This window comes from Pseudomonas persica, from assembly GCF_900291015.1.
In the GTDB taxonomy this organism is placed as follows: Bacteria; Pseudomonadota; Gammaproteobacteria; order Pseudomonadales; family Pseudomonadaceae; genus Aquipseudomonas.
Genome location: NZ_OLKL01000003.1, coordinates 176,272 through 190,367 on the forward strand (window position 1 = coordinate 176,272; position 14,096 = coordinate 190,367).

Annotated in this window: 14 protein-coding genes; 8 read left to right on the forward strand and 6 right to left on the reverse strand. The window is 63.9% G+C overall.

Annotation, left to right across the window (positions count from 1 at the left end):
- Nucleotides 1–49: 49 nt before the first annotated feature.
- Genes znuB through zur form a run of 3 tightly spaced genes read right to left on the reverse strand, consistent with a single transcriptional unit; the run spans nt 50 to nt 2,083 of the window.
- A complete protein-coding gene (gene znuB, locus FQ664_RS00875; RefSeq protein ID WP_144170043.1) occupies nt 50–832 on the reverse strand; it encodes a zinc ABC transporter permease subunit ZnuB in 783 nt (260 codons plus the stop codon).
- Entirely contained in the window at nt 825–1,601 is a 777-nt protein-coding gene (gene znuC / locus FQ664_RS00880) for a zinc ABC transporter ATP-binding protein ZnuC (RefSeq protein ID WP_144170044.1), read from the reverse strand. Before znuC ends, znuB begins: the two co-directional genes overlap by 8 nt.
- Entirely contained in the window at nt 1,598–2,083 is a 486-nt protein-coding gene (zur, locus tag FQ664_RS00885) for a zinc uptake transcriptional repressor Zur (RefSeq protein ID WP_015268473.1), read from the reverse strand. The genes znuC and zur overlap by 4 nt, the downstream gene beginning before the upstream one ends.
- An 18-nt stretch (nt 2,084–2,101) precedes the next feature.
- Between zur and FQ664_RS00890 the strand changes: the two genes are divergently transcribed.
- Nucleotides 2,102–3,058 (forward strand): zinc ABC transporter substrate-binding protein, encoded by a 957-nt coding sequence (locus FQ664_RS00890; RefSeq protein ID WP_144170045.1) that lies wholly within the window; start codon nt 2,102–2,104, stop codon nt 3,056–3,058.
- A gap of 112 nt (nt 3,059–3,170) precedes the next feature.
- On the opposite strand, the gene FQ664_RS00895 is transcribed toward FQ664_RS00890, so the two are convergent.
- Both FQ664_RS00895 and FQ664_RS00900 read right to left on the reverse strand, forming a co-directional pair.
- The gene (locus FQ664_RS00895; protein ID WP_144170046.1) at nt 3,171–4,121 is read right to left on the reverse strand and encodes a homoserine kinase; all 951 of its coding nucleotides are present in this window, start codon (nt 4,119–4,121) and stop codon (nt 3,171–3,173) included.
- A 69-nt stretch (nt 4,122–4,190) separates the two neighbouring features.
- Nucleotides 4,191–4,478, reverse strand: coding sequence for a DUF2782 domain-containing protein (locus FQ664_RS00900; protein ID WP_013970316.1), 288 nt, complete (start codon nt 4,476–4,478; stop codon nt 4,191–4,193).
- Between the two features lie 75 nt (nt 4,479–4,553).
- Between FQ664_RS00900 and polA the strand changes: the two genes are divergently transcribed.
- Nucleotides 4,554–7,301 carry a DNA polymerase I gene (polA, locus tag FQ664_RS00905; RefSeq protein WP_144170047.1) on the forward strand — a complete coding sequence of 916 codons (2,748 nt, stop codon included), beginning with the start codon at nt 4,554–4,556 and terminating at the stop codon, nt 7,299–7,301.
- Between the two features lie 358 nt (nt 7,302–7,659).
- Here polA and yihA read toward each other — a convergent pair whose 3' ends face one another.
- Nucleotides 7,660–8,292 carry a ribosome biogenesis GTP-binding protein YihA/YsxC gene (gene yihA, locus FQ664_RS00910; RefSeq protein ID WP_085665602.1) on the reverse strand — a complete coding sequence of 211 codons (633 nt, stop codon included), beginning with the start codon at nt 8,290–8,292 and terminating at the stop codon, nt 7,660–7,662.
- Nucleotides 8,293–8,493: 201 nt separating this feature from the next.
- Here yihA and FQ664_RS00915 point away from each other — a divergent pair, with 201 nt between their 5' ends.
- The 6 genes from FQ664_RS00915 (at nt 8,494) to FQ664_RS00940 (ending at nt 14,054) form a co-directional block, all read left to right on the forward strand.
- Complete coding sequence (locus FQ664_RS00915) at nt 8,494–8,796, forward strand: c-type cytochrome (RefSeq protein ID WP_015268479.1); 303 nt, start codon at nt 8,494–8,496, stop codon at nt 8,794–8,796.
- Nucleotides 8,797–8,827: 31 nt separating this feature from the next.
- Nucleotides 8,828–9,445, forward strand: a complete 618-nt coding sequence (locus tag FQ664_RS00920; protein ID WP_087501053.1) for a c-type cytochrome — start codon at nt 8,828–8,830, stop codon at nt 9,443–9,445.
- A 284-nt stretch (nt 9,446–9,729) separates the two neighbouring features.
- A complete protein-coding gene (gene dsbA, locus FQ664_RS00925) occupies nt 9,730–10,362 on the forward strand; it encodes a thiol:disulfide interchange protein DsbA (RefSeq protein ID WP_144170048.1) in 633 nt (210 codons plus the stop codon).
- A 12-nt stretch (nt 10,363–10,374) separates the two neighbouring features.
- Nucleotides 10,375–11,229, forward strand: a complete 855-nt coding sequence (locus tag FQ664_RS00930) for an endonuclease/exonuclease/phosphatase family protein (RefSeq protein ID WP_144170049.1) — start codon at nt 10,375–10,377, stop codon at nt 11,227–11,229.
- Nucleotides 11,230–11,256: 27 nt separating this feature from the next.
- On the forward strand, nt 11,257–13,185 hold the full coding sequence (locus tag FQ664_RS00935; RefSeq protein WP_144170050.1) for a GGDEF domain-containing protein: 1,929 nt from the start codon (nt 11,257–11,259) through the stop codon (nt 13,183–13,185).
- Between the two features lie 80 nt (nt 13,186–13,265).
- The gene (locus tag FQ664_RS00940) at nt 13,266–14,054 is read left to right on the forward strand and encodes an N-acetylmuramoyl-L-alanine amidase (RefSeq protein WP_144170051.1); all 789 of its coding nucleotides are present in this window, start codon (nt 13,266–13,268) and stop codon (nt 14,052–14,054) included.
- Nucleotides 14,055–14,096 lie beyond the last annotated feature (42 nt).

Sequence of the window (14,096 nt, forward strand, 5' to 3'; positions counted from 1 at the left end):
CCTTTACGTGCGAAAAGGTTGCAGGGCGCGCCTTCACGCGCCCTGTTTTTCAACGTTTGGGCAGGGCCAGGCTCAGCAAGAATAGCACCGCCGCGCAGACCACGATCGACGGGCCGGCGGGGGTGTCCTTGAACCAGGACATGGCCAGGCCGCCGCATACCGCGGTCACGCCCAGCAGGCTGGCGCCCAGGGCCATCTGCTCGGGAGAGCGGGCGTGACGCTGCGCTGCAGCTGCGGGGATGATCAGCAGCGAGGTGATCAGCAGCACGCCGACGATCTTCATGGCCACGGCAATCACCACCGCGATCAGCAGCATCAGCGCCATGCGCAGGCCGGCTACCGGCAGGCCTTCGACCATGGCCAGCTCCTCGTGCACAGTGACTGCCAGCAAAGGCCGCCACAGCACCGCGAGCAGCAGCAGGACCAGCGCGCTGCCGCCGAGTATCCAGGCCAGGTCGGTGGTGCTGATGGCCAGCAGGTCGCCGAACAGGTAGGCCATCAGGTCGATGCGCACGTCGTGCATGAAGCTCAGCACCACCAGGCCCAGCGACAAGGTGCTGGGGGCGAGGATACCGAGCAGGGTGTCGGAGGCCAGCGGTTGGCGTTGCTGCAAGGTCACCAGCAAGATCGCCAGCGACAGGCAGCCCACGGTTACTGCCAGCGCCGGGCTGACGTCCAGGGCAAAGCCCAGGGCCACGCCGAGCAGGGCGGCGTGGGACAGGGTGTCGCCAAAATAGGCCATGCGCCGCCACACCACGAAGGAGCCTAGTGGGCCGGCCACCAGCGCCAGGGACAAACCGGCAAGCAGGGCGTAGAGAAGAAAATCAGCCATGCTTGCAGTGCGCTCCGTGAACATGGGTGCCAGGGGCGACCACCGAGCCGTGCAGGTCGTGGCTGTGGTCGTGATGGTGGTGGTAGATGGCCAGGCTGGGTGCTGCGGTCTGGCCGAACAGCTCGACGAATGCCGGGTCGCCGCTGACCTGCTCGGGGTGGCCTGAGCAGCACACATGGCGGTTCAGGCACACCACCTGGTCGGTGGCGCTCATTACCAGGTGCAGGTCGTGGGAAACCATCAGCACGCCGCAGCCGTGGCGGTCGCGCAGGCGGGTAATGAGGTTGTACAACTCGGTCTGGCCGACCACGTCAACGCCCTGCACCGGCTCGTCGAGCACCAGCAACTGGGGTTCACGCAGCAAGGCGCGGGCCAGCAGCACGCGCTGCATCTCACCGCCGGAAATGGTCTGGATCGGGCTGTCGATGACCTGCTCGGCGCCCACTTCCTGCAACGCCGACAAGGCTGCCGCGCGGTCTACACCGGGCACCAGGCGCAAGAACCGCAGCACCGACAGCGGCAGCGTGGCATCGACCTGGATTTTTTGTGGCATGTAGCCAATGCGCAGTTTCGGCTTGCGCCATACCTTGCCGCGGTGCGGCTTGAGCAGGCCGAGCACGGCGCGCACCAGGGTGGTCTTACCCGCCCCGTTCGGGCCGATCAGGGTGACGATCTGGCCGGGTGCGACCGACAGGTCGATGCTGTCGAGCACCGCCTCGCCGCCGAAGCTGACGCCGACCTGCTCCAGGCGGATCAGTGCATCGCTCATGCCGCGCTCCGGCAATTGCTGCACAGGCCGACCACTTCCACAGTCTGGGTCTCGACCGTGAAGCCTACGCCCTTGGCGCTGCTGATGATGGCTTCGCTGATGCTGTCCTGTTCCAGCTCGATGGCCACATGGCAGGCCCGGCAGATCAGGAACTGGCCCTGGTGCAGGTGCTCCGGGTGGCTGCAGCCGATGAAGGCGTTGAGCGAGGCGATGCGGTGCACCAGGCCGTTTTCCAGCAGGAAGTCCAGGGCGCGGTATACCGTGGGGGGGGCGGCGCGGCGGCCGTCCTGCTCACTGAGCACGGCGAGGATGTCGTAGGCGCCCAGCGGCTTGTGGCTCTGCCACACCAGTTCCAGCACTCGACGGCGCAGCGCGGTCAGGCGCAGGCCCTGGCGGGTGCACAAGGCGTCGGCTTCAGCCAGTGCGCTGTGTACGCAATGGGAGTGATCGTGAGGACGGTTGGCCAGCGGCGTGATGGACATGGGCAGCGACGGTTCTGGATGGAGACGTTATTATGTTACCTGTTTCTGACGACTCGAGTATTCACCGTGTCCCGATTCCTAGTCCTTTTTGTCGCTTTCATCGCATTTTCCGCCCAGGCCGATGTGCGCGTGCTGACCAGTATCAAACCCCTGCAGCAGATTGCCGCCGCCGTGCAGGACGGAGTTGGCAGCCCTGAGGTGTTGCTGCCGCCGGGCGCCTCGCCGCATCACTACGCGCTGCGCCCGTCAGACGTACGGCGGGTGGGCGATGCCGACCTGCTGTACTGGATCGGCCCGGCCATGGAGGGCTTCCTGCCGCGGGTTCTGGGCAATCGCAGCAAGCCGACGGTGGCCGTGCAGGCGCTACCGGGCATGAAGCTGCGGCACTTTGGCGAGGACAGCCATTCCCATGAGGAAGAAGACCACGACGACCATGACCACGATCACCGCCCAGGCAGCCTGGACGCGCACCTGTGGCTATCGTCGGTCAACGCGCGGGTAATCGCAGCGAAAATGGCGGCTGACCTGGCACAAATCGACCCGGTCAATGCGGCGCGCTACCAGAGCAACCTGAAGGCCTTCGACGAACGCCTGGATGCACTGGATGGGCGGATCAAGGCACGGGTAGCCGGGATTGCCGGCAAGCCGTACTTCGTGTTCCACGAAGCGTTCGACTATTTCGAGGCCGAGTATGGCCTGAAGCACACCGGGGTGTTCAGCGTGGCCTCCGAGGTGCAGCCGGGTGCTCAGCACGTGGCAGCCATGCGCAAGCGCCTGCAGGAAGTGGGCAAGACCTGTGTGTTCAGCGAACCGCCGCTGCGGCCGCGGCTGGCCGAGACCTTGACCGCCGGGCTGCCGGTGCGCCTGGCCGAACTGGATGCCCTGGGCGGTAACGATCCGGTGGATGGCAAGGGCTATGAGCGCTTGCTGGAGAAGCTGGGTGGTGATCTGGCGGGGTGCCTGGAGCAGCTGTAGCCTGTGCCGGCCTCTTCGCGGGTAAACCCGCTCCCACAGGGATAGCGCCAGCCTCACGCCTGTCACCGTACCTGTGGGAGCGGGTTCACCCGCGAACAAGCAGACGCGGTCTCTAGAGGGCGAAAGGCAGGTGCAAGGCCACCTGCTGGCGCTGTGCCAAACGCACTTCGAACTCGCTCGGGTCGTGGATCATCACGTCCATCCCGGCAAACGATTCCGCTGCAATCAGGCGCGACAGCCAGAAGCGCACGCAGCCTACCCGCAACATCTCTGGCCACAGCTCGGCTTCGGCCGCGGTGAACGGCCGCAGCGCCGCATAGGCCGCCAGCAGTGCCTGGGCGCGAGGCACATCGATCGCACCGTGTTCATCCAGGCACCAGTCGTTCACGGTGATGGCGATGTCATACAGCATCGGCCCGGAACAGGCGTTGTAGAAGTCGATCACGCCGGTCAGGTGAGTGCCTTCGAACATCACGTTGTCGCGGAACAGGTCGGCATGCAGGTTGGCCCGTGGCAGGGCCAGGATCTGTGCCTTGTGCGCGCTGATTTCATCCAGCGCCGGCCGCAGCAGCGCGGTTTGCCCGGCGCTAAGGCGCGGCAGCAGTTCGGCACCCGAGGCCAGCATCCAGTCCAGGCCGCGGTCGGTGCGGCGCTCGATGATGTGCTCGCGGGTGGCCAGGTGAATGTGCGCCAGCAGCTCGCCGACCTGGGCGCAGTGCTGGGCATTCGGTGCCTTGATGTGTTTGCCCGACAGCCTTGGTTGCAACAGTGCCGGCTTGCCGCACAGTTCGCGCAGGCCATGGCCATCGCGGTCACGTATCGCATAGGGCACCGGCATGTCGGCCGCGTGCAGGGTGTCAAGCAGTTCGATGAAGAACGGCATGTCCTCGCTGGGCCCACGCTCGATCAGCGTCAGGACGAACTCCCCCTGTTCGAGGCTGACGAAGAAATTACTGTTCTCGGTGCCGGCGGCGATGCCCTGGAAATCGAGCAGACGACCCAGCGCGTACGGTGCCAGAAAGGTTTCCAGCTCAGGCCGGGTCACGGGGGTGAAAACTGACATGATGAAAATTTGCCCATACGGGCACTTCCGCCGGGAAGTGCCGGGTTGATGTGAACGGTGCGCGTCAGATTACCACTCGAAGATCTTCCAGGACGGAATCAGCATGTCCGGCTGGTCGGATCGAATGAAATTGCCATCAGAGCCATCGGCGCGTACCAGGAAATAAGGCTTGCCGTTTTTCGGCGTGATCTTGATCGCATACAGGAACCCGTTCTGCCGGTACTCCTGGATGGTTTTGTCGCCTTCCGTGCGAATGGTCACCTCGGGATCGGCCGAGGGGGCGTCGTCCGCCGCCAGGGTGACGACTGGCATGGTTGCCAACAGACCGAGCAGTAACAGGCGATTGAGTGTACGCATGATAACCTTGTCCCTTTGTCGTCAATGATTCTGGCTATTCTAGCGCCGGACCCGTCGAAAAGGTTGATTCTGCTCATGAGCCAAGCGCCCCTCGTCCTGGTGGACGGTTCCTCCTACCTGTACCGCGCCTTCCACGCGCTGCCGCCGCTGACCACCTCCAAGGGCATGCCGACCGGCGCGGTGAAGGGGGTGCTGAACATGCTCAAGAGCCTGCGCAAGCAATACCCCGACAGCCTGTTCGCGGTGGTGTTCGACGCCAAGGGTGGCACCTTCCGCGATGCCATGTTCGCCGAGTACAAGGCCAACCGCCCGAGCATGCCGGACGACCTGCGGGTGCAGATCGAGCCACTGCATGCCAGTGTCAAGGCGCTGGGCTACCCGCTGTTGTGCGTCGAAGGGGTCGAGGCCGACGACGTGATCGGTACCCTGGCGCGCAGCAGTGCAGCCCTGGGCCGGCCGGTAATCATCTCGACCGGTGACAAGGACATGGCGCAGCTGGTGGACGGGCACATTACCTTGGTCAATACCATGACCGGAAGCGTGCTGGACGTGGCTGGCGTGCACGAGAAATTTGGTGTCGGCCCGGAACACATCATCGACTTCCTGGCCCTGATGGGTGACAAGGTCGACAACATTCCCGGCGTGCCGGGTGTGGGCGAAAAAACCGCTGTGGGCCTGCTGACCGGCATCGGCGGTGGCCTCAGCGACCTGTACGCCAACCTGGACAAGGTTCCGACGCTGGCCATTCGCGGCGCCAAGACCCTGCCGGCCAAGCTGGAAGAACACCGCGACGCGGCGTTCCTGTCTTATGAGCTGGCTACCATCAAGGTCGATGTGCCCTTGGACATCGAAGTAGATGCCCTGGTGTGCGGCGAGCCGGACCGTGAAGCGTTGCTGGCGTTGTACACCGAGATGGAGTTCAAGAGCTGGATCGCCGAAGTGCAGCGCGACGCCGCCAAGGCCGGTGACGACATCGCGCCGGTCGCGGAGCCGGCGGCCAAGGCCGAGCCCAGGTACGAAACCATCCTCGACCAGGCCCGTCTCGACGTCTGGCTGGAGAAGCTGCGCCAGGCGCCACTGTTCGCCTTCGACACCGAGACCACCGGCCTGGACGCCCAGCAGGCGCAGCTGGTCGGCCTGTCGTTCGCCGTCGAGCCGCATGAAGCGGCCTATGTGCCGCTGGCCCATGACTATGAAGGGGCGCCGGTTCAACTGGACCGCGCCGCCGTGCTGCTGGCGCTGAAGCCGCTGCTGGAGGATCCGGCCAAGGCCAAGGTCGGGCAGAACGCCAAGTACGATATCAACATCCTCGCCAACGGCTCCCCCGCCATCGAAATGCGCGGCGTGGCCTACGACACCATGCTCGAGTCGTACGTGCTGAACTCTACCGCCACCCGTCACGACATGGACAGCCTGGCGCAGAAGTACCTCGACCATACCACCATCGCCTTCGAGGACATCGCCGGCAAGGGCGCCAAGCAGCTGACCTTCAACCAGATCCATCTGGACAAGGCCGGCCCCTACGCCGCCGAAGACGCCGACATCACCCTGCGCCTGCACCACGCACTGCAGGCGCGCCTGGCGCAGACGCCGAGCGTGCAGCCGGTGCTGATGGACATCGAGATGCCGCTGGTGCCGGTGCTGGCCAGGATCGAGCGCCAGGGGGCGTTGGTCGATGCCGCGCTGCTGCAGGTGCAGAGCGGTGAGCTGGGGGTGAAGATGGCCGAGCTGGAGCAGCGCGCCTATGAGCTGGCCGGTGAGGAGTTCAACCTTGGCTCGCCCAGGCAGCTGGGCGCGATCCTTTACGACAAGCTGGGCATGCCGGTGCTGAGCAAGACCACCAAGGGCCAGCCATCCACCGCAGAAGCTGTGCTCGACGAACTGGCCGAGCAAGGTTACCCGCTGCCAGAGGTACTGATGCAGTACCGCAGCCTGAGCAAGCTCAAGAGCACCTACACCGACAAGCTGCCGGGGCAGATCAACCCGCGCACCGGGCGTATCCACACTTCTTACCAGCAGGCGGTGGCGGCCACCGGCCGGCTGTCGTCGAGCGATCCGAACCTGCAGAACATCCCGATCCGTACGGCCGAAGGCCGGCGTATCCGCCAGGCCTTCATTGCCAGCCCCGGCTACAAGCTGCTGGCAGCGGACTACTCGCAGATCGAGTTGCGCATCATGGCTCACCTGGCCAAGGACGAAGGCTTGCTGCATGCCTTCCGCAATGACCTGGACGTGCACCGTGCCACGGCGGCGGAAGTGTTCGGCGTGGCATTGGCCGACGTCACCAGCGACCAGCGCCGTAGCGCCAAGGCCATCAACTTCGGCCTGATCTACGGCATGAGCGCCTTTGGCCTGGCCAAGCAGATCGGTGTCGACCGCAAGCAGTCGCAGGACTACATCGACCGCTACTTCACCCGCTACCCGGGCGTGCTGGCCTACATGGAGCGCACCCGCGCCCAGGCGGCGGCGCAAGGCTTTGTCGAAACCCTGTTCGGCCGCCGCCTGTACCTGCCGGATATCAATGCCAAGAACCCGGCCTTGCGCAAAGGCGCCGAGCGCACGGCGATCAACGCGCCGATGCAGGGCACGGCGGCCGACATCATCAAGCGGGCCATGGTCAATGTGGATAACTGGCTGAGCGCGAGCGGGCTGGATGCCCGGGTGATCCTGCAAGTGCACGACGAACTGGTGCTGGAAGTGCGCGAGGACCTGGTGGAGCAGGTAAAAGATGAAATTCGCCAGCACATGAGCCGGGCTGCGCAGCTGGATGTACCGCTGCTGGTCGAGGCAGGAATCGGCGCGAATTGGGACGAAGCTCACTGATCGAGCGGGGCAGGCTGTGTAGGATCCGTGAAGTAGGGATGCGGATCCTGGTACCCGCTCAGTGCCAGTGGTGCTGAGGTTTCATGAAACTATCGCAAATAGTTTTCAGACCGTTGGAACTAAACCGGTGAAGCGGAACTCAGAGTAACTGAATGGCTGGTGAAGCCTTTCGATGCTCCTATGTTGTGTTAAGTGTTGGCAGATATCTGGACCCCGCCCTAGCGGTCCGGACTTGGACCCCGAACTTCCCCCTCCCCATACGAAGTCCGGGGTTTTTTTTGCCCGGAATTTGACTTATGACGTGTAGAGAGCCTTGTGGGAGCGGGTAAATCCGCTCCCACAGGTTGCGAGCAAGCCTTCAAATGACTGGCTTGTCTTCCAGCTCCATCCAGTCTGCCAGCACCCGGTAGGCCTCCTCCACGCCGAGGCGCTTGGGCGCCGAGAACAGCTGGATGGTCACGCCATCACCCCAGCCCTTGCGGATTTCCGACTGCACCTTGAGCAGGGTGTTCTTGCCTGCGCCGTGGGTCAGCTTGTCGGCCTTGGTCAGCAGGATGTGCATCGGCATGCTGCTGGCCTTGGCCCAGTCGAGCATCATCTTGTCGAAGTCGGTCATCGGGTGGCGCACGTCCATCATCAGGATCACGCCACGCAGGCACTCCCGGCTGCCCAGGTAGGCTTCCAGGTGTTTCTGCCAATGCTGCTTGAGCGGAATCGGTACTTTTGCATAACCATAGCCTGGCAGGTCGACCAAACGCCGTTCATCGTCCAGACTGAAGAAATTCAACAGCTGGGTGCGCCCGGGGGTTTTCGAGGTGCGCGCCAGGCTGGCATGAGTCAGGGTGTTGAGGGCGCTGGATTTGCCGGCGTTGGAGCGGCCGGCGAAAGCCACCTCGTAACCCTGGTCGTCCGGGCATTGTTCGACCTTGGCAGCGCTGAGGGCGAATTTGGCTTTCTGGCAGAGGCCGAGGATGGGGTTCTTGACTTGCATGGGATATCCGATGTGGGTGTTGCCTGACTCTTTAGGCTCGAGCCCGGCAAGCGGTGTCGTTTCCGTTTGGATGGCGGAAGTATATAATGCCCCAGTTTTTGTGTGCTCATTCTCCCGGCGAAGGAGAACGGGCATGGGGTGTCGAACAATAGCTCGCGCAACAGAACGCAGCGCGGCCCCCAACCCTGAAGGTCGTTCCGCATGGCGAAATGGCTGCTTGCTGTCGGTATGTTCCTGCCGTTTTTCAGCGCACAGGCTACACAGGATCCCGAGGTGTTGTACAACCGCACGTGTGCGGCCTGTCACACCGGGCAGTTGCCACAGGCACCCAGGCAGGGTGACCGGGCAGCTTGGGAGCCAAGGCTGGCGCAGGGCATGGATGTACTGGTGAAGCACGTGACCCAGGGTTTCAAGGCTATGCCGCCGCGTGGATTGTGCATGGACTGCAGTGCCGAGGACTACCGTTTGGTCATCCTTTGGATGAGTGGCAGTCCCGATACATAACATTTCACCCTTAGCCGTGTTGGATTAGCTGATGAACAAACTAGTCGTGAGTCTGCTGTTGACCCTGGGTGTTGCAGGTGCGGCCACTGCTGCGCAACCCGTCAAAGGCGATGCCGCCGCCGGCCAGGCCAAGACGGCCGTCTGTGGCGCCTGCCACAACCCTGACGGCAACAGCCTGGCACCGAACTTCCCGAAACTGGCCGGTCAAGGCCAGCGCTATCTGGAAAAACAACTGCACGATATCAAGTCGGGCAAGCGTACCGTGCTGGAGATGACCGGCATGCTGGCCGCATTCAGTGACCAGGACCTGGCCGACATCGCCGCCTACTTCGCCAGCCAGAAAGGCAGTGTGGGCGCCGCCGATCCCAAACTGGTCGAACGTGGCCGGGCGCTGTTCAACGGCGGCGACCTGGAAAAAGGCATGCCTGCCTGCACCGGCTGCCACTCGCCGAACGGCGCGGGCATCGCTCTGGCCGGCTTCCCGCATCTGGGCGGCCAGCATGCGCAGTACGTGACCAAGCAGCTCACCGACTTCCGCGAAGGCAACCGCACCAACGATGGTGATGCCATGACCATGCGCACCATCGCCGGCAAGCTGAGCAACCATGACATAGAGGCGCTGGCCAGCTACATCCAGGGCCTGCACTGAGGCCTTCGGCAGCCTGTACCGGCCCTATCGCCGGCAAGCCGGCTCCCACAGGGACTTCGCATGACTTGAAGTCGATGTGGTCGAGGTGGGAGCCGGCTTGCCGGCGATAGGGCCATTACAGGCGGCGCATTAACTTTCAGTTAATGTTGTAGGCCAATGATGAAAGGGTGGCCGGACCGCCCTTTTTTCCGTCCGCAGCCGTTACACTACCGAACTCGGGCCCTTCCCGGCCTGTCTCAGTGCAGGTCGCGTCGTGGTGACCAATGACTGCTCAGGAGTAAAGCATGCGTAAACTGATTCTCAGCGCCGCGCTGGTCGCTGCCAGCGTATTCGGTATGACTGCCGTCCAGGCCGCCGAGCCTGTCGCTGGCAAGGAATACCTCGAGCTGAGCAACCCTGTTCCGGTTTCCGTGCCTGGCAAGATCGAAGTGGTCGAGCTGTTCTGGTACGGCTGCCCACACTGCTATCACTTCGAGCCGACCATCAACCCATGGGTCGAGAAACTGCCGAAGGACGTCAACTTCAAGCGCGTGCCAGCCATGTTCGGCGGCCCATGGGATGCACACGGCCAGATGTTCCTGACCCTCGAAGCCATGGGCGTCGAGCAGAAGGTGCATGCCGCGGTGTTCGATGCCATCCAGAACCAGCGCAAGCGCCTGACCGACCCGAAGGACATGGCTGACTTCCTCGCCACTCAGGGCGTGGACAAGGACAAGTTCCTCGCCACCTTCAACTCGTTCGCCATCAAGGGCCAGGTCAACCAGGCCAAGGAACTGGCGAAGAAGTACGAGATCACCGGCGTACCGAGCATGGTGGTCAATGGCAAGTATCGCTTCGACCTGGGTACCGCCGGCGGGCCGGAAGGCGTACTGAATGTTGCCGACCAGCTGATCGCCAAGGAGCGCGCCGCTAAGTAAGCGGCGTAACCCATGCGCCGCTTCCGGACCGCGCGTGGCATTGGCCTGCACCAGCCGCAGGTCAACGAACATCACCTGCGGGCCCCTGGCCTGCCCGAGGATGGTCGCCTGCGGCTGCTCAGTTTCAACATCCAGGTGGGCATCAGCACCGAGCGCTACCGGCATTACCTGACCCGCAGCTGGCAGCACCTGCTGCCGCACAACGGGCGTGCCGGCAACCTGCAGAAGATTGGCCAACTACTGGGCGACTTCGACCTGGTGGCCTTGCAGGAGGCCGATGGCGGCAGCCTGCGCTCGGGCTACGTCAACCAGGTCGAGCACCTGGCCCACCTGGGCGCCTTCCCCTACTGGTACCAGCAGCTCAACCGCAACCTTGGGCGTTTTGCCCAGCACAGCAATGGCGTGCTCAGCCGCCTGAAGCCGCAGTTGCTCGAGGACCACCCGTTGCCTGGCCCGGTTGGGCGTGGTGCAATCCTGGTGCGTTTTGGCGAGGGCGAAAATGCGCTGATCGTAGTGATGATGCACCTGGCCCTCGGCGCCAAGACCCGCGCCCTGCAGTTGGGCTACATCCGCGAACTGATTGGCGGTTACCGCCACCAGGTACTGATGGGCGACATGAACACCCATGCCAGCGACCTGCTGGAGCACTCGCCGTTGCGCGACCTGGGCCTGATTGCCCCGCAAGTCGAGGCCACCTTCCCCAGCTGGCGCCCACAGCGTTGCCTGGACCACATCCTGCTCAGCCCAAGCCTAACGCTGGAGCGTGTCGAGGTGCTGGCGCAGCCAATATCGGACCACCTTCCCGTTGCTGTCGAGATTCGATTGCCTGATGCATTGACTGTGGATACGCTGCCGGTCCTGAGCTAATTGCCATCACCGTTTGCGGACCCGGGCATGACTGAAGACGCTGAGCGCTGGAAAGAAAAATACCTGAAAAGCATCGAGCAGCAGGAAAGGCTCGAGCGCCGCTGGGACGCCCGCCTCGACCTGCTGCGCCGCGGCCTGGTACGCAGCACCCTGGCTGCCGAAGGCAGTGACAAGGTGGTGGACCAGTGCATGAAGGAAATGCGCGAGGTCATCCGCAGCGACAACATGGACGCCGGCCTTGCCGGGCTGATTCCGCGCCTTGAGAAGGCGGTGCTGGACTCCGAACAGCGCCGGGAAACCCGCATGAACCAAGTCAGCGATGCGCTGGTCGCGCTGGTCGCTCAACTGCAAGGCCTGCCGCTGCCAAACGATGTCTCGCGGCCGTTGAAAAAACTGGCGAAGAGGCTCGACGGCGGCGTGGCCCAGTCCCGCGACCTGCCACCGTTGCTGGGTGAGTTGAGTGGCTTGCAGGGCCGCGCGCTGTCAGCTCTGGGCAAGTCGGGGGAAGACGCCCGGCCCGGTTTCTTGCAGCGTTTGTTCGGCAGCCGCGAGGATGACGCGCAAGGCGAGCCAGCCCTTGTGGTGGCGCCTGTTGCCGAGACGCAGCCCTTGGCGGCGCCGGGCAGGGTCGATGCCGACGACGTGGATGCGCTACAGCCGCTGCCAGCCGCTTCAGCTTCTATTGTCGAGGTGCCCGTAGCGCCTGAGCCCGAGCTGGAGGCCACTGGCCCGGCGCTGATCGCAATCGCCGAACTGGTGCCAGCCCCGCTGCCGCAGCCGCTACCGGACGACGCGCCAGCACCGGAGGCTGCCGCCAGCGAGCCGCCGGCTGAAGCAGGACCGGCACAAACACTCGAAGAAAGCTTCGGCGAAGACGGCCCCTATGCCCTGCCCTACGCGGTGGAGCCGCCCTACAGCCAGGTTGCTGCGCACATCGAACAAACCCTGATCGGCCTGCTCGATGACCTCAGCCTGCCGGAGCGACACAAGGCCCAGGCGCTGAACATGCGCGAACGGGTCGCCCGCGGCTTGAACTGGTATGAGCTGATCCCGGTGCTGGATGACCTGGCCGTGCTCATGCTGGCGATTACCGACAGCGGCCAGCACGAATTCGAAACCTACCTGCAGCAGCTAAACGAACGCCTGGAAGGCTTCCAGAGTCACCTGCACGAGGCCAGCGCCGGTCATGCCGACAACAGCTCGGCCGCCCGCGAGCTGGATACCCAATTGCGTGAGCACGTCGATGGGCTGCAGAGCAGTGTGCAAGGTGCCGCCGATGTGGACAGCCTCAAGCACATTCTGGAAAACCGCCTGGAAGGCCTGCTGGTGACCATGGACGAGCACAAGCACGAGCGTGATCGCCGCGAGCAGGAGCTGGCCGGGCGCCTGCAAGGGCTGTCAGAGCGGGTGGCGAACATGGAGCAGGAGGCGCTCGGCTACCGCGAGCACCTGGAAGAGCAACGCCAGAAGGCCCTGCTCGATCCCCTTACCGGCCTGCCCAATCGTGCGGCCTGGAGCGAGCGGGTCGAGCGCGAAATACGCGAATGGCAGGCGCACGGCGGTCATCTGGCGATGGCGATCCTCGATCTGGACCATTTCAAGCGTATCAACGACAGCTATGGGCACCTGGCTGGGGACAAGGTGCTGAAGATCGTCGCCGACCAGTTGCGCAAGCGCCTGCGCGGCGACGACTTCATCGCCCGTTTTGGCGGCGAGGAGTTTGTCCTGCTGATGCCGCAGACTTCTCCGGCAACAGCCGCCCAGGTAGCCGAGGAGCTGCGGGCTGTGGTCGAGGCGTGCCCGTTCCACTTCAAGGGCGAACGGGTAGTGATCACCACGTCCATCGGCCTGGGTGCATTCCGTTCCGGCGAGCGCGGCGACCAGGTGCTCAAGCGCGCCGATGCGGCGCTGTACCGGGCCAAGGAGTTGGGGCGCAATCGCGTCGAGCAGGCATAGCCGGCAGCCGCTGACTCGTGGCAAGCACGGCCCTTGGGGAGCACGTTATACTGTAGCGCTCATACGCTGAGGCCACTGACGTGCTTTCCACGCTTAAGAAAACCCTGATTTCCTTCCTGCTGTTGTCTGTCGCCGGTTGCTCGACGGGCCTGCGCATCGACCGTAGCCACCCTTCGGCCAACCAGGACAACCGCATCCAGTTCGTTGTTCTGCACTACACCAATGCTTCGCTGGAGCGTTCCCTGGCGCTCCTGACCCGTGGCGAAGTCAGCAGCCATTACCTGATTGGTGACGGCCCGGCCACGGTCTACCAGTTGGTGGATGAAAGCCGCCGTGCCTGGCATGCCGGTGATAGCCAGTGGCAGGGGCGGACCTGGCTGAACTCTTCTTCCATCGGTATCGAAATCGTCAACCCGGGTTTTACCGACACGCCGAATGGCCGGGTCTGGCACCCTTACAGCGAAGCGCAGGTCCAGGCGCTGATCGCGCTGCTCAAGGACATCGTCAAACGTAACAACATCGAGCCACGGCACATTATTGGCCACAGCGATATCGCGCCGCTGCGCAAGCTGGACCCGGGGCCGCTGTTCCCGTGGAAGCGCCTGGCCGACGCCGGGCTGGGTGTCTGGCCGAATGCCAATGCCGTGGCACAGCAGCAGGCTTATTTCAGCGTCAACCCGCCGAGCGTTGGCTGGTATCAGCAGGAGCTGGCGCGGTTTGGCTATGCAATCGAGCAGACCGGGGTACTGGATGTTGCCACCCGCCATGTGATCGCCGCGTTCCAGATGCGTTTCCGCCCGCAGCGCTTCGATGGCATGCCGGATGCGCAGACCGCGGCGATGCTGCAGGTGCTCAACCGGATGCGCTGAGGTCCATCGCAGCTACGCAGCTCCCACAAGGATTGCGCAAGC